24 protein-coding genes are annotated in these 24,912 nt (G+C 71.0%); 11 read left to right on the top strand and 13 right to left on the bottom strand.

The annotated features are described in order from the left end of the window. Window positions 1-69 precede the first annotated feature (69 nt). The 3 genes from AC07DI_RS15970 to AC07DI_RS15960 all read left to right on the top strand — a co-directional run bounded on the left by AC07DI_RS15970 (window position 70) and on the right by AC07DI_RS15960 (window position 3,536). Window positions 70-1,284, top strand: coding sequence for a S1 family peptidase (locus AC07DI_RS15970; RefSeq protein WP_478904898.1), 1,215 nt, complete (start codon window positions 70-72; stop codon window positions 1,282-1,284). 156 nt (window positions 1,285-1,440) lie between these two features. Then, window positions 1,441-2,403 (top strand): hypothetical protein, encoded by a 963-nt coding sequence (locus AC07DI_RS15965; protein WP_478904897.1) that lies wholly within the window; start codon window positions 1,441-1,443, stop codon window positions 2,401-2,403. Between the two features lie 68 nt (window positions 2,404-2,471). Next, complete coding sequence (locus AC07DI_RS15960) at window positions 2,472-3,536, top strand: PucR family transcriptional regulator (RefSeq protein WP_478904896.1); 1,065 nt, start codon at window positions 2,472-2,474, stop codon at window positions 3,534-3,536. Between the two features lie 32 nt (window positions 3,537-3,568). Here AC07DI_RS15960 and AC07DI_RS15955 read toward each other — a convergent pair whose 3' ends face one another. Then, window positions 3,569-4,021, bottom strand: coding sequence for a hypothetical protein (locus tag AC07DI_RS15955; protein WP_384248400.1), 453 nt, complete (start codon window positions 4,019-4,021; stop codon window positions 3,569-3,571). 380 nt (window positions 4,022-4,401) lie between these two features. Here AC07DI_RS15955 and AC07DI_RS15950 point away from each other — a divergent pair, with 380 nt between their 5' ends. Next, window positions 4,402-5,199 carry a class I SAM-dependent methyltransferase gene (locus AC07DI_RS15950; RefSeq protein ID WP_478904895.1) on the top strand — a complete coding sequence of 266 codons (798 nt, stop codon included), beginning with the start codon at window positions 4,402-4,404 and terminating at the stop codon, window positions 5,197-5,199. Window positions 5,200-5,223: 24 nt separating this feature from the next. On the opposite strand, the gene AC07DI_RS15945 is transcribed toward AC07DI_RS15950, so the two are convergent. After that, window positions 5,224-5,433 (bottom strand): hypothetical protein, encoded by a 210-nt coding sequence (locus AC07DI_RS15945; protein WP_384248402.1) that lies wholly within the window; start codon window positions 5,431-5,433, stop codon window positions 5,224-5,226. Window positions 5,434-6,016: 583 nt separating this feature from the next. On the opposite strand from AC07DI_RS15945, the gene AC07DI_RS15940 reads away from it, so the two are divergent. From AC07DI_RS15940 to AC07DI_RS15930, 3 genes are all read left to right on the top strand, one after another. Beyond that, window positions 6,017-6,961 (top strand): YihY/virulence factor BrkB family protein, encoded by a 945-nt coding sequence (locus AC07DI_RS15940; protein WP_384248404.1) that lies wholly within the window; start codon window positions 6,017-6,019, stop codon window positions 6,959-6,961. Window positions 6,962-7,079: 118 nt separating this feature from the next. Continuing rightward, window positions 7,080-7,475, top strand: a complete 396-nt coding sequence (locus tag AC07DI_RS15935; RefSeq protein ID WP_478904894.1) for a DUF2267 domain-containing protein — start codon at window positions 7,080-7,082, stop codon at window positions 7,473-7,475. Window positions 7,476-7,529: 54 nt separating this feature from the next. Continuing rightward, window positions 7,530-8,135 carry a VanZ family protein gene (locus AC07DI_RS15930; protein WP_478904893.1) on the top strand — a complete coding sequence of 202 codons (606 nt, stop codon included), beginning with the start codon at window positions 7,530-7,532 and terminating at the stop codon, window positions 8,133-8,135. Between the two features lie 39 nt (window positions 8,136-8,174). Here the strand turns inward: AC07DI_RS15930 and AC07DI_RS15925 are convergent, their stop codons facing one another. Next, a complete protein-coding gene (locus AC07DI_RS15925; protein ID WP_478904892.1) occupies window positions 8,175-9,680 on the bottom strand; it encodes a SulP family inorganic anion transporter in 1,506 nt (501 codons plus the stop codon). Between the two features lie 737 nt (window positions 9,681-10,417). Here AC07DI_RS15925 and AC07DI_RS15920 point away from each other — a divergent pair. Continuing rightward, entirely contained in the window at window positions 10,418-11,299 is an 882-nt protein-coding gene (locus tag AC07DI_RS15920) for a YVTN family beta-propeller repeat protein (protein ID WP_478904891.1), read from the top strand. Window positions 11,300-11,339: 40 nt separating this feature from the next. Beyond that, the gene (locus tag AC07DI_RS15915; RefSeq protein ID WP_384248411.1) at window positions 11,340-11,594 is read left to right on the top strand and encodes a DUF6332 family protein; all 255 of its coding nucleotides are present in this window, start codon (window positions 11,340-11,342) and stop codon (window positions 11,592-11,594) included. Here the strand turns inward: AC07DI_RS15915 and AC07DI_RS15910 are convergent. Next, window positions 11,475-12,800: an MraY family glycosyltransferase gene (locus tag AC07DI_RS15910; RefSeq protein ID WP_478904890.1), complete on the bottom strand. Its 1,326-nt coding sequence runs from the start codon at window positions 12,798-12,800 to the stop codon at window positions 11,475-11,477. The two genes, AC07DI_RS15915 and AC07DI_RS15910, sit on opposite strands and share 120 nt — an antisense overlap. Before the next feature lie 134 nt (window positions 12,801-12,934). After that, a complete protein-coding gene (locus AC07DI_RS15905; protein WP_478904889.1) occupies window positions 12,935-13,972 on the bottom strand; it encodes a hydroxyacid dehydrogenase in 1,038 nt (345 codons plus the stop codon). Window positions 13,973-14,123: 151 nt separating this feature from the next. On the opposite strand from AC07DI_RS15905, the gene AC07DI_RS15900 reads away from it, so the two are divergent. Further along, on the top strand, window positions 14,124-14,933 hold the full coding sequence (locus AC07DI_RS15900) for a polysaccharide deacetylase family protein (RefSeq protein ID WP_478904888.1): 810 nt from the start codon (window positions 14,124-14,126) through the stop codon (window positions 14,931-14,933). An 80-nt stretch (window positions 14,934-15,013) separates the two neighbouring features. On the opposite strand, the gene AC07DI_RS15895 is transcribed toward AC07DI_RS15900, so the two are convergent. The 6 genes from AC07DI_RS15895 to AC07DI_RS15870 all read right to left on the bottom strand — a co-directional run bounded on the left by AC07DI_RS15895 (window position 15,014) and on the right by AC07DI_RS15870 (window position 21,554). Then, window positions 15,014-16,879 (bottom strand): ABC transporter ATP-binding protein, encoded by a 1,866-nt coding sequence (locus tag AC07DI_RS15895; RefSeq protein ID WP_478904887.1) that lies wholly within the window; start codon window positions 16,877-16,879, stop codon window positions 15,014-15,016. A 4-nt stretch (window positions 16,880-16,883) separates the two neighbouring features. Further along, on the bottom strand, window positions 16,884-17,300 hold the full coding sequence (locus tag AC07DI_RS15890) for a lasso peptide biosynthesis B2 protein (RefSeq protein ID WP_384248418.1): 417 nt from the start codon (window positions 17,298-17,300) through the stop codon (window positions 16,884-16,886). 116 nt (window positions 17,301-17,416) lie between these two features. Continuing rightward, window positions 17,417-17,680: a lasso peptide biosynthesis PqqD family chaperone gene (locus AC07DI_RS15885; protein ID WP_478904886.1), complete on the bottom strand. Its 264-nt coding sequence runs from the start codon at window positions 17,678-17,680 to the stop codon at window positions 17,417-17,419. Window positions 17,681-17,694: 14 nt separating this feature from the next. After that, the gene (locus AC07DI_RS15880; RefSeq protein ID WP_478904885.1) at window positions 17,695-19,575 is read right to left on the bottom strand and encodes a lasso peptide isopeptide bond-forming cyclase; all 1,881 of its coding nucleotides are present in this window, start codon (window positions 19,573-19,575) and stop codon (window positions 17,695-17,697) included. 148 nt (window positions 19,576-19,723) lie between these two features. Continuing rightward, window positions 19,724-19,831 (bottom strand): keywimysin-related RiPP, encoded by a 108-nt coding sequence (locus tag AC07DI_RS15875; protein WP_478904884.1) that lies wholly within the window; start codon window positions 19,829-19,831, stop codon window positions 19,724-19,726. A gap of 493 nt (window positions 19,832-20,324) precedes the next feature. After that, entirely contained in the window at window positions 20,325-21,554 is a 1,230-nt protein-coding gene (locus AC07DI_RS15870) for a cytochrome P450 (protein WP_478904883.1), read from the bottom strand. Window positions 21,555-21,659: 105 nt separating this feature from the next. Between AC07DI_RS15870 and AC07DI_RS15865 the strand changes: the two genes are divergently transcribed. Further along, window positions 21,660-22,091 (top strand): SRPBCC family protein, encoded by a 432-nt coding sequence (locus tag AC07DI_RS15865; RefSeq protein WP_478904882.1) that lies wholly within the window; start codon window positions 21,660-21,662, stop codon window positions 22,089-22,091. 140 nt (window positions 22,092-22,231) lie between these two features. On the opposite strand, the gene AC07DI_RS15860 is transcribed toward AC07DI_RS15865, so the two are convergent. Then, on the bottom strand, window positions 22,232-23,392 hold the full coding sequence (locus tag AC07DI_RS15860) for an XdhC family protein (protein ID WP_478904881.1): 1,161 nt from the start codon (window positions 23,390-23,392) through the stop codon (window positions 22,232-22,234). 46 nt (window positions 23,393-23,438) lie between these two features. After that, entirely contained in the window at window positions 23,439-24,896 is a 1,458-nt protein-coding gene (locus AC07DI_RS15855) for an NCS2 family permease (RefSeq protein ID WP_384248430.1), read from the bottom strand. Window positions 24,897-24,912 lie beyond the last annotated feature (16 nt).

Raw genomic sequence — 24,912 nt, 5'->3', positions numbered from 1 at the left:
CCACGTGGACACACCCCCGTGTTTCCTCGTATCTCCGGGATTCCTGCCTGCCATTCGGAAGGAATCAGCGTGCCCCATTCCCGTAAATACAGATTCACCGTCGTGGCCGCCCTGCTTTCGGCGTCAGTGGCCGTCGGAACCCAGGCCACGGCACAGGCACAATCCCCCGCAAAGACACCGGCCGCCTCGGGCTACCAGCCGGAGATGGTGCGAGCGCTCGCCGCGTCGCTCGGCGTGAGCGAGAAGGCCGCGGTCGACCGGCTCGACCGGCAGGACGCACAGCAGGCCGAGCTCGCCGAGCTGACGAAGAGCGGGATATCCGCGGACGGCGCCTTCTTCGACGCCGCCGGCAAACTGACCGTCAACGCCGGTGACAGCGCCGACGCCGCCGCCATCGAGAAGGCCGGCCTGGCCGCCCGCGTGCCCGCCCGCGGCCAGGAGAAGCTCGACGGCATCAAGGCACGGCTGGACGCCGCGGCCGCCCGGCGCACCCCCGCCGGTGTCGTCGACTGGGCCGTGGACCTGGCCTCGGACAAGGTCACCGTCAAGGTCAACAGCGACCGCGGGGCCGCCGCCAAGGCGTTCCTCGCCAAGGCCGCGACGTACGGTTCGGCCGTCAAGGTCGTACGCGGCCAGGAGAAGCGCGCGCCGCAGGCCGCGATCGCGCCCGGCAGCAAGATGACGATCAACGACACCAACGGCTGGTGCTCCGTCGGCTACGGCGCCCGCGACCGCTCCGGCAACCAGTACCTCGTCACCGCGGGCCACTGTGTCGCCGGGCTGCCCACCCTGCGCTTCGACGGAGCCGCGTTCGCCGAGGGCGTCGACACTCGCTTCGCGGTCGGCACCCGCAGCGTCGACATGGGCGTCGCCGCCATCAATTCCGGCCACTCGATTACGACCAAGGTCGGGACCTGGGGCCAGGCGGGCAACGTCGCCGTCAACGGCAGCCGTCGCGCCGCGTCCGGCGCCGCGCTCTGCAAGTCCGGCGCGACCACCGGATGGACGTGCGGCACGGTCGGCTCGTACAACGTCTCTGTCACCTACGTCGACCAGAACGGCGGCCCCGACACGGTCGTCACCGGCCTCGCCACCTCCAGCGTCTGCACCGAGGGCGGCGACAGCGGCGGCGCGTACATCTCCGGCAACCAGGCCCAGGGCATGACCTCGGGCGGCCCGCTCCACCAGGAGTGCACCGGAGGCGTCAACTCGCGCGGCTCGTCCTACTTCCAGCCGCTGGACGACGCCCTCGCCCACTACGGGCTGACCCTCAACACCAACTGAGCGCTCCACCGGGGAAGACCAGGGGCCGCCCACCGGCTATGGTGGGCGGCCCCTGGCCGCCCGTGTGGCCGGAAACCGCCGTTGAGCCGCCGTCATCGGAGCGAGGGGCCACCGACCCGAGAGCCGATGGTGTCTCCCCGCCCGCCGAAAGACGCCATGCCGAACATCCCCCACGCCGAAGGGCCCGACGCCACCTTCGCGAGCGTATTCCGTCAGGCACTGCAGCGGCGTGGGCTGCCACTGGAACGCATACGCGACCACCTGCGGGCCCGGCAGATCACCGTCAGCCTCGCCACGCTCAGCCACTGGCAGCGCGGCCGCAGCCAGCCGGAGAGACCCCAGTCCCTGCGCGCCGTCGACGCGTTGGAGCCGCTGCTCAACCTCCCCACCGGCGCCCTGCGCTCCCTGCTCGGCCCGCACCGGCCGCGCGGCGGACCCCCACCGCTCGACCCGGCCGTCGCCCGCACCGTCTACGGCGAGAACTCGGATGTGGAACAAGCCCTCGGTGACGCGTTCCCGCACTTCAACGAGGGGCTGCGGCCCCTGACCATCCACGAGACGGTGAGCCTTGACGAGCACCGCTCCATTCACGAGACGTCGATCACCACCGTGGTGCAGGCCGTCCGCGACGCCGTCGAGCACCTGACCGTCGTCCATTTCCTCGACTCCCCCAAGGCGGGCACGGTCCACCTCACCGTCCCGTACGGGCCGCCCCCGCCCATCCAGTTCCTGCCGGAACTCGGCTGCGTGGCTGCGGACCTGCCCCTAGGGCGCCGACTGGCCAGAACCGGGACAGCGGTGGTCACCTACACGCTCCGGGCCGCCTCGGACGTCTCCCACCAGCACGAGCGCCGCGTCACCACGCCCCTGCGCAGCTACCTGCTGCAGGTGCGCTTCCACCCACGGGCGCTCCCCGTCAGCTGCTGGAGCTACCACCGCGGGCAGATCGGCGCCGAGCCCCAGCACCGCCACCGCACCACGCTCGACGCCTTCCACACCACCCACCTGCTGCCGACACACTGCAAGCCGGGCGTGTACGGGATCGAGTGGAGATGGCCGGACCGAGGCGGCCCCTTCTCTCCCGCACCCACACAGGGCGGTCCCGCCGACAGCAAGTAGGGTCGGCGACTGGCGCCGCGACCGACACTCGGCGCATTCCACGCAAAGGGCACAAGGAGAACGGACGGATGGCGGCGTCGGAGATACCGGACGATTTCCTGGAAGGCTATGCCCGGATACTGACGGCGGCGGCCGACACCGGCCGCCGCCTCACCCGTGACGAGCTCATCTCCCGGCGCGCCCTCGGCGAACAGGCCGCCGACGCCGGTCACGGGCTGCGGTCCCTCGTCGGCGCGCATCTCGCCGCCACCCGGGCCGCCTGGCCGCTCCGCGCCGGAGGGGCCGCCGCCGAGCACGTGCTCGCGGCCGTGGAACAGGCCATCGACGCGTTCGCCGAGGGGTACGAGCGCGCCCAGCGCCTGGCGGTGCGTCAGGAGGAGGCCGCGCGACGTGAGTTCATCGACGACCTGCTGTACGGGCGCAGCGACCTCGGGCGCCTCGCCGAGCGCGCCGAGCGGTTCGGGCTGCGGCTCGCGCACGCCCACGCGGTGGCGGTGGCGCAGGGCGTGAGCGCCTACGACGACGGCGACCCGGTGCCGCGCCAGGTGGAGCGCTCCCTCATCGGCCGGTTCGGCGACCGCAACATCCTGCTGACCACCAAGGACGGCCGGCTGCTGTGCATCGCGCCGGGCGACCAGGACGACGTTTTGGCGCACTTCGCCAAGCAGGCGTACGCCGCGACGGACGGCGGCCGGGTCGCCATCGGGCGTCCGCAGCCGGGTCCCGGCGGCGTCGTGCAGTCGTACGAGGAGGCGCTCAACGCCCTCGAACTCGCCGAGCGCCTGGACCTGGACACCCCCGTCCTGCGCTCCGCCGACCTCCTCGTCTACCCCGTACTCACCCGCGACCGGCAGGCCATGGCGGACCTGGTCAGCAGCACACTCGGCCCGCTGACCGCGGCCCGCGGCGGCCCGGGACCGCTGCTCGACACGCTGACCGCGTACTTCGACTCCGGCTGCGTCGCGGCGGAGGCGGCCCGCCGACTGGCCCTGAGCGTACGGGCGTTCACGTACCGCCTTGAGCGCATCCACAAGTTCACCGGCGCCAATCCGGCCGACCCCGCCGACCGCTACCGCCTGCAGACAGCCGTGATCGGCGCCCGTCTGCTCGACTGGCCGGAGAAGGCACTCTGAGGCCTCTGAGGTCTCTGAGGTCCGGTGGGAGGTCAGCCCGGCCCCGAAGCCCCCGAAGCCCCCGAGGCTCCCGGACCGGCGCACATCGCCCTATGCCCTGACTCCCGCCGCGACGGCCCGGGTTCATCGGCGAACAGCTTGGCCAGCGGGCGTACGGCAGCCCGTGCGAGCCACCAGGCGATGAGGAGGGAGAGCAGGAACACGCCCCCGTCCGCGACGAGACGGGCGACGCCCCGGACTTCGGACCGGGCGAGCAGCACCGCGCCGGTCACGCTGGTGAACCAGCCGATCACGACGATGAGCGACACGGGGACCGTCACCGGCACACCGCCGAGGCCCAGCGCCGCGAAGTCGGCGTCCTCGTCAAAGCCGTCCGCGTCGAAGCCGCCGAACAGCACGAGCAGCCAGAAGACGATGACGACCAGGAAGGCGGCGCTGAAGACGACGCCCGGGAAACCCGCGGCCGCGCCGAGCAACTCCCTCATCGTCCGTCCCCCGAACTTTCGCCACCACCGGGCGCGTGCCGGGGTGCCGGGTTCCGCTTCCGGAACCCGGCACCCGAACTCGCCCCCGTTCCTGCCTCCGCCATCCTGACCCGGCACGCGACCGTGGCGCATTGCCGGTGCCCGGCAATCTTTACGCGACGTTGATGCCGGGCAGCGCGGGGGGCGGCGCCCGGATCGCGCCCGGCTTCAGCGACCGCACAACCTCCAAATGTCAGATCGCATCTGCCGCTCCTTTTGGCCGATCAGCCAAGCATTCACCAGCCACCTATGCGATTGCCTGCCGCAGATGCAAGATGGAGGAGTTGTACGGGGAGTGGCTGCCGCCGCTGCCCCGGCCGGGCCCGAAAGGCGAGTTCCCCATGGCCATGCGCACCCACGACGCCAGGACCGAGGCCACCGGCCCCGGGCACGTCTCCCGCTCGGGGCACGCCTCCCGCCCCGGGCGCCCTTCCCCCCGCCGCCCCGACGACCGCATCGCCCAAGTCATCGCCCAGGCCCTCGGCGACGCACGCACGGTCCTCAACGTCGGCGCGGGCGTGGGGTCGTACGAGGCGGCGGCGCACTCGATCACCGCGGTCGAGCCCTCACTCGCCATGCGCGCCCGGCGTCCGGCCCGGCTCGCCACCGCCATCGACGCCGTGGCCGAGGACCTCCCCTTCGCCGACGGGCAGTTCGACGCGGCGATGACGCTCTTCAGCGTCCACCAGTGGGCCGACGCCGAAGCCGGGCTGCGCGAGATGCGACGCGTCACCCGCGGCCCCGTCGCCGTACTGACCTGCGACCCCGCACACGTACGGGACTTCTGGCTCTACGAGTACGCCCCCGACGTCCTGGAGGCCGAAGCCCGCCGCCACCCGTCCCTGGACCGGCTGACGGCAGCGCTCGGCGGCAGCACCACCGTCCGGCCCGTCCCGATCCCCTTGGACTGCACCGACGGTTTCAACGAGGCGTACTACGGCCGCCCCGAGCTCCTCCTCGACCCCGCGGCCCGCCAGGCCTGCCCGGCCTGGAGCTTCGTCGACGACCGCGCCCGCCAGGACTTCGACGCCTCGCTGCGCCGCGCCCTGGGCTCGGGCGCCTGGGACGAGGCCTTCGGCCACCTGCGCAACCGGCCGGTGTACGAGGGCTCACTCGTCCTCCTGCGCGCCACACCATGACGGCGAGCCGCCCGCCCCTTCCTCTCAGCGCTCCCTCTCATGCGGCTCGGACACGGTCGAGTGGCTCGGCCCCGGCCGCTCGGGAGCCGGCGCGGCCGTACCGCCATGGCCGTTGACGAGCCATACGCCGACGAGGAACCCGACGACGAGCAGGACCAGATGCCGGTTCTGCTTCCACCACGACGGCGACTTGGGCTTGGACAGGACGTATTCCACAGGCAGGGGCTTCGACATGACGTTTCCTCCTTCTCTCGTCGGGCGCCTCAAGGGGACGCGGGGGCGCAACAGGCGCCACTACGGGGCGGTTTCACCTCGTAACGGCTTGTGTTCAAGTGTGGGACACGGGGCGGCTCGGGTTCCACTGGATTAGCGGGGGCACTCAGCCCGAGCAGGCCTTGAATCGACTGAAGGCGGCCGAAGAGGACAGGGAGTACCCGCGGCTCGGACGATGGGCTAGGATGGATCTTGTTCCTCACGCCGGACTTCCGGTCGGAGGACCGGCGTTGGTCGTCCAAGGAAAGACGCCCCGCTTCCTGCGGGGAAATGCAGGTGCAAGGCCTGCCCAGCGCTCCGGACAAGCCCTGGACTCCATGTGATGGATGGAGTCCAGGGCTTCTGTGTTCCCGGGTGCGGGTTCAGGTGCGGGTGCGGGCACGGGCCCCACAGCTTCCGGCGGCCCCCCGCCCCGACGTACCCACACACTTTCGCTCCGGCGCACGCGTCACACCGCCCCGTGCCACGTGTCCGAAAGGGGGAACACGGAAAAGGGAACGGCAGGTGGCATCCGCGCCGCCGACATGCATGAAGGAGCAGCCCCATGGACATTCCACCGCCTGTGCGCGCGGCACCCGTCCAGCTCCCGCACGGTCGCGGGGCAGGCTCCTCCTCTACGGCAGGGGCCGCCGGTTCCCCCGGTGCGCCCTCCGACTGGGCCCTGCGGCGCACCGCCCTGCGCCGCACCCCCGTGTCGATGTGGGACGACGACGTGTCGGACTGGGCGGCGGCCCTGACGTACTACGCGATACTCGCCCTCCTCCCCGCGCTGCTCGTCACCGTCAGCCTCATCAGCCTCGTCAGTCCCGCCACCACGCAGGCGCTCATCGCCGAGGTCACCGACTGGGCGCCCGCGGAATCGGGCCCCTCCCTGCACTCCGCGCTCAGCGAGATGGCGGACGCGCGTTCCGCGGCGCTCACGGTCGTGATCGCCGGAGCGGTCAGCGCGCTGTGGTCGGCGTCCAGTTACGCGGCCGTGTTCCGGCGGGCGTTGCACGCGATGCACGGCGTCGAGGACGCCAGGCCCGCCTGGCGCAAGGCGCACCGTGTGCTGATGACCGCGCTGACGCTGCTCGCGCTGCTCGCCGCGAGCGCGCTGCTTCTCGTGCTCAGCGGTCCCATCGCCGAGAGTGTGGGGCGGCGCGTCGGCTTCGGTGGGGCGGGGCAGACCGCGTGGGCCGTCATGAGGTGGCCGGCCCTGGTCTGCCTGGTGGCACTGCTCGTCCTCGTGCTCTTCCGCAACGCGCCGCCCGAGGCCAGAGGCTGGCGCCACATCCTGCCCGGCGGGGTGCTGGCCGCACTGCTCTGGCTGCTCTCCTCGGGTCTCTTCACGCTGTACGCGGCCCAGTTCGGCACCTACGGAAAGCTGTACGGCTCCCTCGCGGGCGTCGTCGTCTTCCTGGTCTGGCTGTGGGTGTCCAACCTGGCGCTGCTCGCCGGGGCGCAGTTCACCGTGGAGATGGACCGCGCGCGGGCCGCCGTGCGGTGAGGCGCTTGCGCGCGCCGCCCGGGCACCGGCGCGCGCTGTTCCGGGCGCGCGCCACGCATCAGGTCGCCCGGCTCGGGTAACCGGAGCAGGAACCGGACCCGAGAGGCACGGAGTCGGCATGGGCAGCACATCCTTGGAAGTACTGCTGGACCAGGTGCGGGACCGAGGGGCCTTCGCCAGCCGTCAACAGGCGGCGGGGGCCGTCGAGAACGTACTGGCCATACTGGGCGCCCACTTGGTGGGCGACGACCGCACCGACCTGGCCCGACTGCTGCCCGAGCAGTGCGGGACCGTGCTGGCGGAGGCGGAGCCGGCCAGTGAGCCGTTGACCCCGCTGGAGTTCGTCGACGCGGTGGCGGCGCGGACCGGTGAGGACACGGCGGAAGCACGGCGCGCGGTCACCGCCGTACTCGGCACTCTCGCGAGGGCGGCGGACGACGCGCTGCTGCGCCGCATCCTCACACAGCTCCCGCCGGGTCACGCGGGCCTGTTCGGCCGCACCGAACCGATCTGACCGACGCCACGGCCGTACGACAGCCGAGAGGCACCGCGCTTCCTGGAGGCACTGATGGCACGGACAGCAGGCCGCTTCAAGAGGAGCGGCGCGCGACCGCGGAGTACGGATACGCGTGCGGGTACGAGCGGGGATACACGTACGGGTACGGCGCCCCGGCGCGCGGCGCCCCTGTCCCCGCTGGCCCGGGCGGTGACCATGCTGGTGGCCTTCGTGGGCATGGTCGCCTTCGCCGTGGTGCTCGCCCGCCTCACGCTGCAGCCCTCGGCGGCCTCGGAGGCGCTGACCCACAGCAACTTCCGCCCGGGCGACTCCATCGACGAGTACCTCGGGCAGCCCGCCTTCCGTGACACCGTCAAGCAGCTCGGCGGGAACATCCTGCTCGGCGTGCCCTTCGGGCTCCTGCTGCCCGTGATGCTCCCCCGCACCCGCGGGCTCGTCCGGGTCGGTCTGGCCACCGCGGTGACCATGGTGCTCGTCGAGCTGGCGCAGGGCGCGTTCGTGACCGGGCGCACCTTCGACATCGACGACGTCATCCTCAACACGGCCGGGGCGCTGCTCGGGTACCTGCTGCTGGGGCGTCGGCTGGGGCGTGCCGTACATCCGCGACGGCACCACTGGTGGCACCGTTTCACCCGGCGCGACGCGGCCGACGCCTGACCGGCAGCCGCTTCTCGTCGCCGGACGGCACAGGCTCTCTCAGCGTCCCGCCCGCAGCTCGCCGCTCAGGTTGTCGTGCAGTGTGGCGCTGTGCTCGTTCAGGCCGATGATCTCGACCGTCTTGCCGCGCTGTGCGTACTTTCCGGTGATGGTGTCCAGGGCGGCGACCGACGAGGCGTCCCAGATGTGGGCGGAGGTCAGGTCGATGACGATCCTGTCGGGGTCGGTGGCGTAGTCGAACCGGGTGACCAGGTCGTCGGCGGAGGCGAAGAAGAGCGCGCCGGTGACCGAGTAGACGACCCGGGTGCCGTCCGGGTCGACGACCGCCGTGACGTCGGCCAGGTGGGCGACGCGCCTGGCGAAGACGACCGTCGCGGTCACCGTGCCGACGACGACGCCGATGGCGAGGTTGTGCGTGGCGACCACGAACGCGACGGTGACGACCATGACGGCGATCTCCCCGGCGGGCATGCGCTTCAGGGTCTTCGGGGCGATGGAGTGCCAGTCGAAGGTCGCGAAGCACACCATCACCATCACGGCGACCAGGGCCGCCATGGGGATGTCGGAGACGACCGGGCCGAAGACGATGCAGAGCACCATCAGGAAGGCGCCCGCGAGGAACGTCGACAGGCGGGTGCGGGCGCCGGACACGCGTACGTTGATCATCGTCTGGCCGATCATGGCGCAGCCGCCCATCCCGCCGAAGAAGCCGGTGACGATGTTGGCGATGCCCTGGCCGATCGACTCGCGTCTCTTGGAGGAGTGGGTGTCGGTGATGTCGTCGACGAGCTTCGCCGTCATCAGGGACTCCATCAGGCCGACCAGCGCCATCGCGAGGGCGTAGGGGGCGACGGTCGTGAGGGTGTCGAGCGTGAAGGGCACGTCGGGCAGGCCCGGCACGGGCAGGGCGGACGGCAGGTCGCCCTTGTCGCCCACGGTCGGCACCGCGATCCCGGCGGCGACCGTGATGGCGGTGAGGATGGCGATGGAGACCAGCGGCGCCGGGACCGCCCTGGTGACCTTCGGGAAGAACACCATGAGGGCCAGGCCGCCGGCGATCAGCGGGTAGACGGGCCAGGGCACGTCGTGCATCTCGGGGACCTGGGCCATGAAGATCAGGATGGCCAGCGCGTTGACGAAGCCGACCATCACGCTGCGCGGCACGAACCGCATCAGCCTGGCCACGCCGAGCGCGCCGAGGACGATCTGGACGACACCCGCGAGGATCACCGCGGCGACCAGGTAGCCGAGGCCGTGCTCGCGGTTGAGCGGGGCGATGACCAGGGCGACCGCGCCGGTCGCCGCGGAGATCATGGCGCGGCGGCCACCGACGACCGAGATGGTGACGGCCATGGTGAAGGACGCGGACAGGCCGATCGCGGGGTCGACACCGGCGATGATCGAGAACGAGATCGCCTCGGGGATCAGCGCGAGCGCGACGACCAGGCCGCCCAGGATCTCGGTGCGCCAGACCTTCGGGTCGGACAGCCAGTCGGGGCGCAGGCCGCGCAGCCGAGCGGCCGGGGACAGTGCGGGGGAGGGCAAGAGAAGCGGAACCTGTCGTACTCGGGCACACACGGCGTCACCGAGGGAGCGGCAGCGGAGTGCGTGCGGAACAGCGCGGAGGGCCGGGGCGCAGCGGATCTGTTGAGTGACCGGCGATCAGCGATCAGCGAGACCGGCGGCTCGCGATCAGCGATCAGCGACCCGTCATGCGCGACGAATACATACTATCCGCCGCATGAAGTCGCTCGGCGCCGCGGAGCGCGTCGCCGAGCTGCGCGAGCAGCTGAGCCGGGCGGAGGAGACGCAAACGGCCATCACGCCATTGCGTTATGGGCAATGGGCAACTTGCCCCGGAATGGCCACGCGAAGGAACGAATTCGCTCGTCGACCGTGCAGGTCCAGTTATGTCGAGCGTTTGACCGTGCATGTCCGCCAAGGACCTTTCGCACGCCTCCTTTGCACCACGTTGTCCTCCACAAACGCCATACATAAAGGGTGGGTCCATGCTGAGATTTCCCGGATTCGACTCTCGGTCCGACGCTCATCGAGACGCGCACCGACACGCACGCCGACACCCTCATCGGCCCGCCTCCGTCGCCAGCCGCCGTTTCCGTTTCCGGCTGACGCTCGGGGTCGCGCTCGCCGCCATGGCGTGCACCTCGGCCGCGGCCTCCGCCGAGCCGCCCCCGCAACCGCATCCGGACCGGCAGCCGCAGTCACACGCGCGGCCACATGAGCAATCGGCGGCGAAGGGCACACCCGGCAAGGGTTTCCCCATGCGTATCGTCGCGTACGTGGCCAACAGTGGCTCGGCGACCGCTTCCTCCTTCGACGTCCGCCTGGAGAGGGCCGTCACCACCACGGCGGTGGGCAACGGGCCGACGGGCGTGGGCGCGGCCCCCGACGGCTCCCGCGTCTATGTGGCGAACGGCCTTTCCGACACGGTCTCCTTCATCGACACCACCAGTCATGAAGTCGTGGCGACCGTGCCGGTCGGTTCATATCCGTTCTCGGCCTTTCCCAGCCGTGACGGGCGGCAGGTGCTCGCGGCGAACTGGGGCAGCGACAACGTGTCCGTCATCGACACGGCCAGCCGTAAAGTCATCGCGACGCCTCGGGTCGGTGAACTCCCGCACAGCGTCGCCACCCTGCCCGACGGGACCGCTCTCGTCACCAACAGCGGCACCAACAACGTCACCGTGCTGTCCAAGGCGTACGAGCCCGTCGCCCAGATTCCTGTGGGCGATTTCCCCAGCGGAATCAGTGCCACCGCGAAGGGGGACACGGTGTATGTCGCCAACACGGGTTCCGGCAGCATTTCCGTCATCAACGCCTCCACCCGCCAGGTGACCGCCACCTGGCCGGTCGGCAAGGCGCCGCTCGGCCTCGGTGTCAGCCCCGACGGACGGCGGCTGTACGCCACGGACTCGGGGGCCGATACGTTGCTCGTCATCGACACGACGACCGGTCAGGTCCTGGCCCGCGTGCCGGTGGGCAAGACACCGCAGGGCGTCGCGGTCAGTCCGGGCGGCAGCCGGGTCTGGGTCACCAACGAGGACTCCGACACCGTCTCCGTGGTCGACCCGACGCTCACGAAGGTGCGGGCGACCCTGAAGACGGGGCACAACCCCGAGGGTGTGGCGATCAGCCCCAGGTGAAGGCCCGCCTTGAAGCCGAGGGGCGTGCGAGACTTCCTCCATGGACATGGGCCGCGAGTCGCGCTGGGAGAAGGACGCGATGACCGTCGAGATCATGTTCGCGCTCGTGAGCGCGCTGGTCGTCGGGCTCCTCGTGTTCGGTGCGGTGATGGCCCCCGGCCTGTTCTGGGATCTGTCACCGCGTCTCGGCAAGGGGCTGCGGTGGACCGGCGGGGCACTGGGCCTCGGAGCAGCTGTGTGGCAGGTGGTGCGCGTGCTGCGACGGCACGACCAGGAGCGGCGCGTCGGACGCTGAGGTCCGCGCGGGCAGGCCACGCCGCCGCACCAGCAGGCTCCGCGCGGGCAGGCCGCGTCGCACCAGCAGCCGCCCCGTCCGAAGCACCGCCGACGGCGAGAAGTTCGGGAGCATCAGGAGCACCATGCCCGTCGCGCTGACGGACAGCAGCCCCAGCAGGAGGAGCCTCGCTCCCCCGCCCGCGGCGACCGCCACCGTGCCGAAGGCGAACAGCGCCGCCCAGGCGTACATGATCAGTACGGCGCGGCGGTGCGAGTGGCCGATCTGCAGCAACCGGTGGTGCAGGTGCCCCTTGTCGGCCGCGAACGGCGACTGCCCGCGCCACGTGCGCCTGACGAACGCCAGCACGAGGTCGCTCACGGGAAGGGCGAGAACGGTCAGGGGCAGCAGCAGGGGGATGTAGAGCGGCACCATCACCTTGTTGGCCTCGTGCGTGCCGCCCGCCGCCTGGACGAACAGGGACGCGTCCACCTGGCCGGTCAGCGAGATGGCGCACCCGGCGAGGACGGTGCCGATCAGCATCGAACCGGAATCGCCCATGAAAATGCGCGCCGGGTGCACGTTGTGCGGCAGGAAGCCCAGGCACATGCCGACGAGAACGGCGGAGAGCAGCGCCGCGGGCTGGGCCGCCTCAATGCCGTATCCGAACACCAGGCGGTAGCTGTGCATGAGGAATGCCGCGGCCGCGATGCAGATCATGCCCGCCGCGAGCCCGTCGAGGCCGTCGACGAAGTTGACGGCGTTGATGGTGATGACGATCAGCGCGACCGTCAGCAGCGAGCCCTGCACCTGGTCGAGATAGAGCGTGCCGTAGCCGGGGATGGGCAGCCAGAGGATGACGAGTCCCTTGTAGACCATCACTCCGGCGGCGATGACCTGCCCGCCGAGCTTGATGAACGCGTCGAGTTCGAACTTGTCGTCCAGGACGCCGACCAGCCAGATCACCGAGGCGCCGCCGAGGAGTGCCTGGGGCTGGCCGGTGGGGAAGACGTCCGCGAGGCCCGGCAGCCGGGCGGCGACGAGCAGGCCCGCGCACAGACCGCAGAACATGGCGATACCGCCCAGGCGAGGCGTGGGCACGCGGTGCACGTCGCGTGCCCGGACCGCGGGAGCGGCCCCGGCGACGATCGCGAATTTCCTCACCGGCCCGGTGAGGAGACAGGTGACGGCCGCGACCACGCACAGAGTCAGAAGTAAATCCCGCACAGCATCCTTGCCCGAGTTCGGTGGGTGTACGGGGCACCACCCTAATCGGCCTGCGCGGGAGGCCTGTCAGGAGCCTTGTACGGCGTCCGACGGGTCCGAGGCGGAGGCCGGTGCCGTGCGGGGCACGCCGATGCTCACGCGAGGTACGGCAGCCTGTCGTGGCGGACGGGATGGGCAAAGCCGTCCCCCGCGGCCCAGCGGCGCACCTCGTCGACGGCGCGTTCGGCCAGGCGCCGCCACTCGTTGCCCTGGGAGCCCGCGATGTGCGGGGTGAGCAGGGCATGCTCGCAGTCCCACAACGGGTGGTCCCGCGGCAGGAGTTCGGGGTCGGTCACATCGAGCACGGCGCGGACGCGGCTCGCGGTGACGGCCTCGGTGAGCGCCGCCTGGTCGACCACGGCGCCGCGGGCGGTGTTGATGAGCACGGCGCTGGGGCGCATGGCGGCGAGCAGCTCGCGGCCGACCAGGCCGTGCGTGGCGGGCAGCAGCGGGGTGTGCACGCTCACGGTGTCGCTCTCCGCGAAGAGTGCGCCGAGCGGCACGAGTTCCGCGCCGAGCGCGGCGGCCTCGTCGTCCGACACGTACGGGTCGTGGAGCAGTACCCGCAGGTCGTACGGGCGCAGCAGCTCGATGACGCGGCGGCCGATCAGCGAGGCGGAGAGGATGCCCACGGTGCGGCGGTAGTTTCCGGTGCTCCGAGGAGTGCGCGCCCAGTCCACCTCGGTGCGCGCGGCGCGGAACTCGCGGGCGCTCTCCAGGACCCGTTTGCCGGTGAGCAGGATCATCGCGACGGTGTACTCGGCGACGGGCAGCGCGTTGGCCGCGGCGGCCGAGGACACCTCGATGCCGCGCTCCCAGCACGCGTCGGTGACGTGGGCGCGGATGGAGCCCGCGGTGTGGACGACGGCGCGCAGGGCCGGGGCGTGGGCGAGCACGTCGGCGGTGAGCGGCGGGCAGCCCCAGCCGGTGACGAGGAGTTCGGTGCCGGCGAGCACGGCCCGCGCGCGTTCGGTGGCGAAGTCGTCCAGTGCGGGTGGCGGCTCGAGCAGGGTGGCCTCGGCGAGCGAGGCGAGGGCCGGCGGTTCGAGGACGGCCTCGGCCGCCTTCTGCGACATGGCGAGTGCGGCGCGGGGCCTGGCGAGTGCGGCGCGGGGCCGGTGGGACGGTGACATCTTCCTCCTCGCGGAGCGGGCGGGCGAGCGGGCGGTGCGACGGCACGACGCTACGGCTCGCCGGAGCCCCATGGCGTGTCCCCGAGCCGGTCGGCCGCTCTGCGCATCCCGACTATGCACGGCATGTATACGCCCGATGTATAGTGATCGCATGTCAGCCTCGAACACGCACTCCCCCCGCAAGACGACGCTCTCCCCCCGGAGGTTGCGTCGCACCGCCTCCGTCCTCGCGGCGGGCGCGGCCCTCACCCTCGCGGTGACGGGGTGCACCAAGCTCGACACCACTTCGCCCAGCACCGTGCGCAAGGACGCCGTGAACCTGAAGGCGGCCGATCAGGGTGATCTGGGCACCGTCGACTGCCGCAAGGCCAAGTGCGTGGCGCTCACCTTCGACGCCGGCCCCAGCGAGAACACGCCCAGGCTCCTCAAGATCCTCAAGGAGAAGCAGGTCCACGCCACCTTCTTCACGCTCGGCAAGAACCACATCGAGAAGTACCCCGAGCTCGTGAAGCAGATGGACGCCGAGGGCCACGAGGTCGCCAGCCACACCTGGTCCCACAAGATCCTGACGAAGATCGACGCCGCGGAGGCGCGCAAGGAGCTCGAGCGCCCCAACAAGGCGATCGAGAAGCTCATAGGCAAGAAGCCGACGCTGATGCGCCCGCCGCAGGGCCGCACCAACGACGACGTCAACAAGCTCTCCAAGGAGCTCGGCCTCGCGGAGATCCTGTGGACCGTCACCGCCAAGGACTACACGACCAATGACTCCAAGCTGATCCAGCAGCGGGTCGTCGACCAGACGAAGCGGGACGGCATCATCCTGCTGCACGACATCTACAAGGGCACCGTGCCCGCCGTCCCCGGCGTCATCGACGAGCTGAAGAAGCGGGGCTACGTCTTCGTGACGGTGCCGCAGCTGCTCGCCCCGGGCAAGGCCGAGCCGGGCAAGGTCTACCGCTAGGACGCGTCCGCAAAGTAGGGGCACCCGCACGCTTGCCAAGATGAATGCTCCGCTGGCTCCGCCCACTTCGCAGACGCGACCTAGCGATTGAGAAGTTGCGTGTGCGCCAGTTCGGCGTAGAGAGCGTCATGTTCCATGAGTTCGCTGTGCGTGCCGACCGCTCGTACGCATCCCGCCTCCATGACGATGATCCGGTCGGCCGTGATGACAGTGGAGAGCCGGTGGGCGATCACCAGCACGGTGGTGCTGCGGGCGGCGTCAATGATCGTGTTGCGCAATGCCGCCTCATTGGCCGCGTCGAGTTGGGAGGTGACCTCGTCCATCAGGAGCAGTCTCGGGCGGCGCAGCAGAGCACGGGCGATCGCCACCCGCTGTCGCTCGCCTCCCGAGAGGCGGCTGCCGCGGTGGCCGACGTCGGTATCCAGCCCGAGGGGAAGGCGTTCCGTCGAGGTGTCCAGCCGCGCCATACGCAGCACTTGGGCGAGTTCTTCGCCGGAAGGGTCGGTGGCGCCGAGCATCAGGTTGTCCCGCAGTGTGCCGGCGAGGACGGGGGTGTCCTGTTCGACGTAGCCGATGGATGCGCGGAGCCGGCTCAGGGGCCACTGCCGTATGTCCTTGCCACCCAGGAGGATGCACCCGGCGTCAGGTTCGTAGAATCGCTCGATCAGAGAGAAGACGGTGGTCTTGCCTGCGCCGGACGGACCCACGATCGCCGTCAGCCCGCCGTTGGGCACGGTGAAGGAGACCTCGTGGTGCACCCTGGGCAGTCCGGGGCGGTAGGAGAAACGGACTTGACGGAAAGTCACGTCGAGTGCTGATTGGCAGCCTTCGGCGGCCGTGTCGGAGGAGTCGCCCCTCGCTGTCGCTCCCCGTGCATGCACGGCTGCGTGCTCAGGTTCCAGCTGTTCGGCCTCAAGCGACTCGATCTGCTCGATGCGGACAGCCGCGGCGGATCCGACCTGGAACTGGCTGACTCCTTCGACGAGTTGGCCGATGCGGGGAGCGAGGGCGAAGAGATACAACAGGAAGGCGACCAGGGTGGAGACGCTGATGGTGCCGGAAGCGACCCGTGCGCCTCCCACCCCGAGCACGACGAGGAAGCACACCTGAACGACCACCGCCGACGCTGTGGCGGACACCGCCTCCCACACCGCGGCCCGCATGCCTCTGCGGCGGGCGTGTTCGGCCGCACGGCGCAGCGCTTGGGCCTCCCAGTGCTCGGCGCCCGAGGCCTTGACCGTGCGAAAGGCCCCCAGGACGCGCTCCAGGGCGCCCCCGATGTGGCCCACCGCGTCCTGCGTCTGCCGGGTGGCGCGGCCGATGCGCGGAGCCACGACCGCGATGATGACGCCGACGAACGCGATCACGCCGAGAGTGACGCAGAGCAGCACGGCGTCGAGGAACCCCATGATGACGACGGTCGCGGCGGTGACCAGCGTGCCGGTGACGGCGGCGGACACCGCCTGGGGCGCGGTCTGGCGCAGCAGCGTCGTATCGGAGGTGACGCGGGCGATCAGGTCGCCCGGTTCGGTGCGCTCCACCACGGGCACCCGCAGGCGCAGCAGCCGCTCGGTCAGCCGGCACCGGGCGGCACAGATCATGGACTCGGCCGACCACTGCAACACGTAGTGTCCCAGCCCCGCCAGCACCGCGCCGACGACCACCAGCAGGCTGAGCACGAGGACGGGGCCGGCGGCCGGCTGTCCCTGACTCATGCCGTCCACCACACGCTTGGCCGCCAGGGGCTGGGCCAGACCCAGGACACTGCCGACCAGCCCCAGCAGGACACCTGCGGCGATGCGCCAACGCTGCGGGCGCAGATGGGTCATCAGCGCTCGCTGCGCCGCCCAGGAGCGGCCGGGACCCGTGTTCTCGTCAGGCGCATCGGAGCCGTCGGCGGGGCCGGTGGAGGGCCGGGGGCCCTCGATGCCGGGGGCCGTGGTCATCGGCTCATTCCACGGTGAAGAAGCGCTGGAAGTATGTGGGCGAGGCGTCTTCGCCCACGAGGACGCCCTCGGCTTCCACCCAGGCGTGGGCGGCGAACGGCGGCCGGCTGCGCACGCCCACGCACCAGGTGGGCCACTGGCCGTACCACCGGCAGAGCAGCACAGTGGCCAGGGACCTCGGAAGGCATCCCTTCTGTCCGCCGGCGGCCAGGCTTACGGCGAGTACCGTCTTCCGGGCCATTTCCGCCTCGGGGAGGGTGGCGGGCCGGGCGCCGCGACGCAGTCCGGCCAGGATGGTGCGGATGCGTCCTGGTGGCAGGGCGGCCAGTACATGGGCACAGCCCACGGCCACCCGGGCGGCGAAACGGCGTGCCGCCGGCACGGAACGCGGGTCGAAGGGGAGAGCTTCCGGGGTCGTCATGCGTGCCTCTTCCGTCGCAGGAGGGCGGGGCGCGGGGAAACGCTGGGTGTAGAGAGGCGGAGCGTCGGAAGGCCCGCAGGAGTCTGACCGCGGGCCGTGTCCGTCGCATGCGGGCGCTATGCGGTGAGGAGCCCCGCGGAGCGCAACTCGCCGACGATGGCGTCCACATCCTTGGCTGCTTCCTCGGTGTCGACGTCGTCGTACTGCGTGGTGAGCGCCTCGACGGCCCGCTCCGCGCCGCAGGCACGACCGTCCAGCAGAGTTCGCAGGACGAGGGCCGCCGTCGGGTTGAGGGTCCAGTATTCGGCGCTCTTCTGATCGAGCAGCGCCATGCCGTATTCGGTCTCGGTCAGCAGGACTCCAGGCCTCAAGGCGTGCACCGGGATCACCTCTCTCAGTCAGCGATGGGCTGGGCGGGGCGGGCGTTCCCAAGGGGCGGTGGTGTCATTTCGCGGGAGCGCAGCCAGACTTCACAGGCGATCGTCGGGTGCAGCAGGTAGCTCTCCGTCTCCGCGGCGAGAGAGCGGCGGCACCATTCACGCAGGGTGCCTTCGTCGATCAGGCCGAGCTGGGCCAGCCGCGAGTCGTCACACAGTGCCAGCAGTCGCCGACGATGCTTGCGCAGGCCGACCTCCTCCTCGAACGTGGCGTTGGCCTTGGTGTTGCGTGTCCGGCTGCCTTCCGGCACGACGCCGCGCATGGCTTCGACGATCAGGGGTTTGTACCGCCACGGTGTGATCCGTTCCTGTGGCCGCACGGCGAGGCAGGTCTCGATGACGCGAGTGTCGTAGTAGGGGGCGGCGACGGTGACGCCCAGGGGCGCCGCCATCTGGCCGATGTGCCGGGTCCACTGGGAGATGCCGTCCATCGCGACCAGTTCCCGGTGCTCACCGTGCCCCCTGCCCCGGGGCTCGATGCCGGACAGGTCGGCGCGTATGAGTTCGCGGGCGGCTGCGATGGCGTCGGGCGTGGCCCAGGGAGCCATCCGGGGTGGTACGGACCAGTCGAGCAGCGGTGTGTTCGGGCCGGGGGGCGGCCTGGTCAGGTCGCGGGCCACGCGTCCGAGCCAGCTCCGGTAGGAGCGCCGGTCCAGAAGCTGGCGCAGTGTTTCCCGCCGGGTCCAGCGGTACTTGGCGGCGTATCCGCGGATGTTGCGCAGTGCGGTCGAGGGATGGGTCAGTAACAGGGGGTGGAGCCGGGCGGGCGTGCCGGCGAGGAGTTCGTCGCCGCCCAGTCCGGTCATGTGCAGGCCGGATCCGCGGGCCGCGGCCATTTCCACGATGCCCATCCGGCGGTTGCGGTCGACGGTGATGATGCTGGGCGTGTCCAGTACGTCGTGGAGGGTGTCGATGCCGTCGAAGGTCATGGCCGTGTCCTGAGCCGGTACGACGTGGTGCTCGATGGCTTCGAGTTCCTGGACGGTGCGCCGGGCCCAGTACACGTCGTCGCCGGACTCGTCGTGCAGCGCGGCGGTGTACGCGACGACCTCGGTCTCGCTGAGGGCTGCCGTACAGCACAGGGCGGTGGAGTCCAGGCCGCCCAGATCCGCCGTCACCAGCTCACGCCCGCGGGTGCGTACCCCGACCGCCTCGGTGAGCGCCTCTCGCAGACGTCGGGCGCCCTCGGCGAGGGAGACGACGGGGTCGGGCGGTGACCACCACTGCCTGGTGGCGGCCCGGCCGTCGGCCTCGAGGGTCAGGCAGTGGCCTGCGGGTACGGCCCGCACGCTTCGCCACAACGGGGGCTCCGACAGCGGGTACGGCACGCTTGAGGTGAGTAGTTCGAGGGCGATCCGGCGTTCGTCGAGGTCGGCGTCGATCAGTTCGGCGAGTACGTCGGCCCGGTCGGAAGCCACGCTGACGGGGCCGTGGCCGAAGGTCGCGGTGTCGGTGTGGAACACGCGCCGCAGGTTCACGACGCCGCCCCGCACCCGTACTCGGCCGCCCCCACTGGCCACCAGGTGGAAGCTGCCGGGTCGGCGTGCGGCGCGCTCCAGGGCCGCCGACGAGGCGGAGCCGACCGCCGCGGCGTCCTGTTCCAGATCCTGCTCGGTGACAGCGTGCTCCCCGATCACCGCGATGCGTGTGCTGCCGCACCGCCCCACGACGGCCGTCCGCTCATCCCAGCGGCCCAGCAGCCAGGGTCGTCCGGATGCATGGGAGAGCGCCCGGGAGGCGTAGGGCTGCGCCCTGATGGCGAGGGGCGCGGCCGCGGCGGTGTCGGGCAACGCGATGAACCAGGCGGGTGCGGCCTGGAGGGAGAGGAGCGAATCCATGAGCAACGGCCTTTGGTCGGCGGTGAAGTAGGGCCCGGAGCAGAGGATCGGGTGGCGGCTGGACGCCACCACCCGACAGCCGGCCTGGGCTCAGGCCGGCGCACACGTCTTGCGACCCATGACCGTCAGCGGCCGGGGCCGTGCCCGATCAGAGGAGCTGCTTGCCGCCGAGGATGTCCTTGGGTCCGTTGTTCTTGATCCCGGTCACCTTGCGGAAACTGCCGACCTTGGTGAGGGTGGGACGCTCGTACGTCATAATCATTCTCCCTTTTGAGGGCGATACGCACTGGAAAATATGTGCGGCGAATTCAATTACCTGTCCATCTCGGGACAGTGTGCGGTCGAATCCACAGGACCCACCTAAGTACGAAAGGGGCAACATCACAACGCTTGCTCTGGATCGCGAGGCGGACATGGGGCGCACAGGGGGCGCACGTGGGGCGTAAAGGGCAGCGCGGTGGAAGTGCGCGTGTGCGCCCCCCTTTATGCGGCACATAGACGGTACCGAAATGCCTCATCTGGGCACATTCCCCTCCGCCGCTTGGCGGGATCTTTGCGTGCGGCCCTGAGGGAATGCTCTTCTGTTTATGGATGCCCAGTGCGCTCTTTCGGCGGCGTACGACCAATTCAGAACCGCACCAAACAATTGTGCGTAAGCGACTGTCCGGCAGGGTGAATCGTTTCTCCCGCCCTCATCGGCTCCCTCCAACGCCCTTTTGAAGACACGCCCCACGCCCCCGGTCAGCCCGTCACCAGGTGAGGTGCAGCGCCTCGGGAGCCCGGTGGATCAGGGTCGGCCGCATGGTGACGGCAGGGCGGTCGTCGGCGAGCCGGAGACCCGGCAGGCGCCGGGTCAGCAGCTCCAGCGTGATCCTGAGCTGCTCGCGGGCGAGCCGGGCTCCCACACAGGCGTGCGCGCCGAGGCCGAAGGCGAGGTGGCGGCCGCTCTGCCGCCGCTCGATGTCGAAGACGTCGGGACGCGGATGCCGGGCGGCGTCCCGCCCCGCCGCCCCGAACGCCACCAACACCTCACTCCCCGCGGGCAGTTCGGTGCCCGCCAGGGTCACGGCCCGGGTGGTGACGCGACGGAAGGCCTGGAGGGCCGTGTCGTAGCGGGCCGCTTCCTCGATCGCCGCCGGGATCCGTGCGGGCTCCGCCGTGAGCCGTTCCCACTGGTCCGGGTGGCGCAGCAGGTGGAGCACCGTGGTGCCGATCAGGGCGGTGGTGGTGAGGTGCCCCGCGATCAGGAAGTCCTGCAGCTGCGCGACGAGTTCATGGCGCTGTTCGATGGTGAGCGGCTCGTCGGCGGGTCCTGGCGCCAGGGAGGCGACGATTTCCGTGCACAGGTCCTCGCGCGGCACCGCCCTGCGGTCGCGCGCATAGCCGTCCAGAACCTGCTGCATCGTCACGATGTCCTGGGCGGCGGCCACTTGAGCGGCCTCGTCCAACGGCCGGAAGAGCAGCCGCTCGGCCTGGTGCCCGCCGTGCACGACCTTCGGTACGTCGGCGGGGTCGAGCCCGACGAGCCGCCCTGCGACCTCGCCGGGCAGGCGACGGGCGTACGCCTCCATCAGCTCGACGCGGCCCTGCCCCGCGAAGGAGTCGACGAGCGCCTCCGCCCGCTCCTCCACGTACGGCACCATGGTCGCGACCCGCACTGCCGAGAGCCCTTGGACCAGCGGCGCGCGCAGCCGCCGGTGCGCGGCGCCGTCCGAGCTCACCACGGTGCGGCGGCCACCGAAGCCCTCGCCGAGGACGGCGAACGCCTCGGCCGACGGGCGCACGTCGCCGCGCAGCACGCGGGCGGACGAGAAGTCGTCGGGGCGGCGCAGGACCTCCCTGATGTCGGCGTCGCGGGCCACCAGCCAGGCGTCGAACTCGGGGACGAAGGTGAGCCCGTCGGCCGCGCGGGCGCGGACGTAGAGCGGGTAGGGATCGCGCGTCAACTCGTCGAGCCTGTCACGTCGTTGACGGTCCACGAGGTCCTCCGGGTGCCGGTCGTGCCGTACTGACCGCCCATCGTCGCGGAGTCCCCGGCGGGGCGGAAGGGCGCATCGAGGCGTGGACCTGGCAGGCTCGGGGGCGTGGCTTACTTCCAGTTCATCAGGGACATGTCCCTGCCCCCGGCCGAGACCTGGTCCCGGCTGACCGTGTGGGAGCGGCATGCCGACGCGGTCCCGCTGACCCGGGTGCGCGTCCGTACGCCGGGACCCACGCGCGTCGGCACGGTCTTCGCCGCCCGCAGCGGGCTCGGCCCTCTCGGCTTCGACGACGTGATGGAGGTCGTCGCGTGGCACCCGCCACGGGACACCGCACCGGGCCGCTGCCGCCTGGAGAAACGGGGCACGTTCGTGACGGGCTGGGCGGAGATCGAGGTCTACCCGTGCGACACGGGCTCCCGCCTGATCTGGCGCGAGGAGCTACGGGTGCGCGCCCTGCCCGCCCTGTTCGACGCCCCACTGGCCGCGATCGCGACGCGCATGTTCACCCGGGCGGTGACCCATCTGACGGCGTAGGGGGGGGCGGGGAACTACGCAAGGGGCACGGGGAACCGCGCAAGGAGGGGAACTCCGCACAGGGGCGCGAAGCGACCCGCGGGGGGCGCGGGGAACTGCGCGCCCAGCCACAACAGATCCGCACTCGGCAACGAGCCCGTTCAGGCCACAGACCCGATCCGCCCCGAAGGACCCCGCGCTCCATCCGGATGGATGGGCGTGTGCGCCCCTGTGAGGGAGACCCCGCTTCCACCCCGCCGATTGGCGACGATCTCCGAGGCGATGGACAGCGCCGTCTCCTCGGGGGTGCGGGCGCCGAGATCGAGCCCGATGGGCGAGCGCAGCCGGGCCAACTCCATCTCAGTGACGCCCACTTCGCGCAGGCGCTTGTTGCGGTCCAGGTGGGTGCGGCGCGAACCCATCGCGCCGACGTAGGCGACGGGCAGCCGCAGGGCCAGGTGCAGCAGCGGCACGTCGAACTTGGCGTCGTGCGTGAGGACGCAGAGCACGGTGCGGGCGTCGACGTCGGTCGACTCCAGGTACCGGTGCGGCCACTCGACGACGATCTCGTCGGCGTCCGGGAAGCGCTGCGGCGTCGCGAAGACGGGCCGCGCGTCGCACACGGTCACGCGGTAGCCGAGGAACTTGCCCATGCGCACGAGCGCCGAGGCGAAGTCGATCGCGCCGAAGACGATCATGCGGGGCGGCGGGACGCTCGACTCGACGAGGACGACGAGCGGAGAGCCGCAGCGCGACCCGTCCTCGCCGATCTCCACGGTCGCGGTACGCCCCGCGTCGAGCAGGGCACGGGCCTCCGCCGCCACCGTGCGGTCCAGCTCCGGGTGGCCGCCGAGGCCGCCCTCGTACGCCCCAGGGTCGTCCGACGCGCGGACGAGGAGGGCGCTTCCGAGGAGGTCGGCGGGGCCTGCGGTGACGCGGGCGACGGCTGCCGCCTCCCCCGAGGAGGCGGCGGCGAGCGCGGCGCCGAACACCGGCCGCGACGCGGAGTCCGCGCGGACCGGGGTGACGAGGATGTCGATGACACCGCCGCAGGTCAGGCCCACGGCGAAGGCGTCCTCGTCGCTGTAGCCGAATCGTTCGACGACGGTGTCGCCGTCCTCCAGGGCCTGCCGGCAGAGTTCGTAGACGGCGCCCTCCACACATCCGCCGGAGACCGATCCGATCGCCGTGCCCTCGCTGTCGACGGCGAGCGCGGCGCCCGGCTGCCTGGGCGCGCTGCCGCCGACCGCCACCACGGTGGCGACGGCGAAGTCACGTCCCTGCTCGACCCACCGGTTCAGCTCGTCGGCGATGTCCAGCATGTTCGGCCTCCTCAAGGCTCTGCGGGTGTGCGGAGGGCTCAGCGCCTCAGTGGACGCCCAGCCATCCTTCGATGGGGTTGAGGGCGAAGTAGATGATGAAGACGAGCGTCAGGCCCCACATGAAGGCCCCGATCTCGCGGGCCTTGCCCTGGGCGATCTTGATGGCGACCCAGGAGATGACGCCCGCCGCGACACCGGTGGTGATGGTGTACGTGAAGGGCATCAGCACGACGGTCAGGAAGACCGGGATGGCGGTGGCCCGGTCGGCCCAGTCGACGTGCCGGGCATTCATCATCATCATCGCTCCGATGACGACGAGCGCGGCGGACGCGACCTCCTGGGGCACGATGGCGGTGACCGGCGTGAAGAAGAGGCAGCCCGCGAAGAACAGTCCGGTGACGACCGAGGAGAGTCCGGTGCGGGCACCTTCGCCGACACCGGTCGCGGACTCGACGAACACGGTCTGGCCGGAGCCGCCCGCGACACCGCCGATGGCGCCGCCCGCGCCGTCGATGAACAGCGCCTTGGAGAGGCCGGGCATGCGGCCCTTGTCGTCGGCGAGGTTGGCCTCGGTGCCGACGCCGATGATGGTGGCCATCGCGTCGAAGAAGCCGGCGAGCACCAGGGTGAAGACGATCATGCCGACGGTCATCGCGCCGACCTCGCCCCAGCCGCCGAACTCCACGTCGCCGAGGAGGGAGAAGTCGGGTGACGAGACCGCGCTGCCGTGCAGTTCGGGGGCGCCGTTCGCCCACTGCTTGGGGTCGATGACGTCGAGCGCGTTGAGCACGACGGCGACGACGGTGCCGGTGACGATGCCGATCAGGATCGCGCCGGGGGTGTTGCGCGCCTGGAGCATGAAGATGAGGAGCAGGGTTCCCGCGAAGATCAGCACGGGCCAGCCGGAGAGTTCACCGGCGGGGCCGAGCGAGAGCGGGGTGGCCTTGCCGGGGTGCACGAAGCCGCCCTTGACCAGGCCGATGATGGCGATGAAGAGCCCGATGCCCATCGTGATGCCGTGCTTCAGGGCGAGCGGGATGGCGTTCATGATCATCTCGCGCAGCCCGGTGACCACGAGCAGCATGATCACGACGCCGTACATCACGCACATGCCCATGGCCTGCGGCCAGGTCATCTCGGGCGCGACCTGGGACGAGATCACTCCGGACACGGAGAGTCCTGCGGCCAGGGCCAGTGGCACCTTGCCGATGAAGCCCATCAGGAGCGTGGTGACCGCCGCGGCGAGCGCCGTCGCGGTGATCAGGGCCTTCTGGCCCATGGTGTCGCCCGCGACGTCCTTGCCGCCGAGCAGGACGGGGTTGAGCAGGACGATGTACGCCATCGCCATGAAGGTGGTGATACCGCCGCGCACCTCGCGCGCGACCGTCGATCCCCGGAGGGATATGTGAAAGTACCGGTCGAGCCAAGACCTTCCGGCCGGGACGCGTGAGCCGGGGCCCGCGTCCTCTGCGGTGGTCTTGGGCTCCACTGACGACTGGGTCATGGTGCCTACTCCCAAG

The organism is Streptomyces sp. NPDC044106 (assembly GCF_056433985.1).
The sequence above is the reverse complement of the archived record's forward strand: the minus strand, read 5'-3'. Positions and strand labels throughout refer to the sequence as shown.

What these genes read in the sequence shown, in the direction of transcription:
- AC07DI_RS15930 (WP_478904893.1), top strand. Translation starts at nt 7,530, where the DNA reads ATGGCACGGACAGCAGGCCGCTTCAAGAGGAGCGGCGCGCGACCGCGG.
- AC07DI_RS15920 (WP_478904891.1), top strand. Translation starts at nt 10,418, where the DNA reads ATGCGTATCGTCGCGTACGTGGCCAACAGTGGCTCGGCGACCGCTTCC.
- AC07DI_RS15965 (WP_478904897.1), top strand. Translation starts at nt 1,441, where the DNA reads ATGCCGAACATCCCCCACGCCGAAGGGCCCGACGCCACCTTCGCGAGC.
- AC07DI_RS15945 (WP_384248402.1), bottom strand. Translation starts at nt 5,433, where the DNA reads ATGTCGAAGCCCCTGCCTGTGGAATACGTCCTGTCCAAGCCCAAGTCG.
- AC07DI_RS15890 (WP_384248418.1), bottom strand. Translation starts at nt 17,300, where the DNA reads ATGACGACCCCGGAAGCTCTCCCCTTCGACCCGCGTTCCGTGCCGGCG.
- AC07DI_RS15940 (WP_384248404.1), top strand. Translation starts at nt 6,017, where the DNA reads ATGGACATTCCACCGCCTGTGCGCGCGGCACCCGTCCAGCTCCCGCAC.
- AC07DI_RS15855 (WP_384248430.1), bottom strand. Translation starts at nt 24,896, where the DNA reads ATGACCCAGTCGTCAGTGGAGCCCAAGACCACCGCAGAGGACGCGGGC.
- AC07DI_RS15955 (WP_384248400.1), bottom strand. Translation starts at nt 4,021, where the DNA reads ATGAGGGAGTTGCTCGGCGCGGCCGCGGGTTTCCCGGGCGTCGTCTTC.
- AC07DI_RS15950 (WP_478904895.1), top strand. Translation starts at nt 4,402, where the DNA reads ATGGCCATGCGCACCCACGACGCCAGGACCGAGGCCACCGGCCCCGGG.
- AC07DI_RS15900 (WP_478904888.1), top strand. Translation starts at nt 14,124, where the DNA reads ATGTCAGCCTCGAACACGCACTCCCCCCGCAAGACGACGCTCTCCCCC.
- AC07DI_RS15860 (WP_478904881.1), bottom strand. Translation starts at nt 23,392, where the DNA reads ATGCTGGACATCGCCGACGAGCTGAACCGGTGGGTCGAGCAGGGACGT.
- AC07DI_RS15895 (WP_478904887.1), bottom strand. Translation starts at nt 16,879, where the DNA reads ATGACCACGGCCCCCGGCATCGAGGGCCCCCGGCCCTCCACCGGCCCC.
- AC07DI_RS15880 (WP_478904885.1), bottom strand. Translation starts at nt 19,575, where the DNA reads ATGGATTCGCTCCTCTCCCTCCAGGCCGCACCCGCCTGGTTCATCGCG.
- AC07DI_RS15915 (WP_384248411.1), top strand. Translation starts at nt 11,340, where the DNA reads ATGGACATGGGCCGCGAGTCGCGCTGGGAGAAGGACGCGATGACCGTC.
- AC07DI_RS15960 (WP_478904896.1), top strand. Translation starts at nt 2,472, where the DNA reads ATGGCGGCGTCGGAGATACCGGACGATTTCCTGGAAGGCTATGCCCGG.
- AC07DI_RS15935 (WP_478904894.1), top strand. Translation starts at nt 7,080, where the DNA reads ATGGGCAGCACATCCTTGGAAGTACTGCTGGACCAGGTGCGGGACCGA.
- AC07DI_RS15905 (WP_478904889.1), bottom strand. Translation starts at nt 13,972, where the DNA reads ATGTCACCGTCCCACCGGCCCCGCGCCGCACTCGCCAGGCCCCGCGCC.
- AC07DI_RS15875 (WP_478904884.1), bottom strand. Translation starts at nt 19,831, where the DNA reads ATGACGTACGAGCGTCCCACCCTCACCAAGGTCGGCAGTTTCCGCAAG.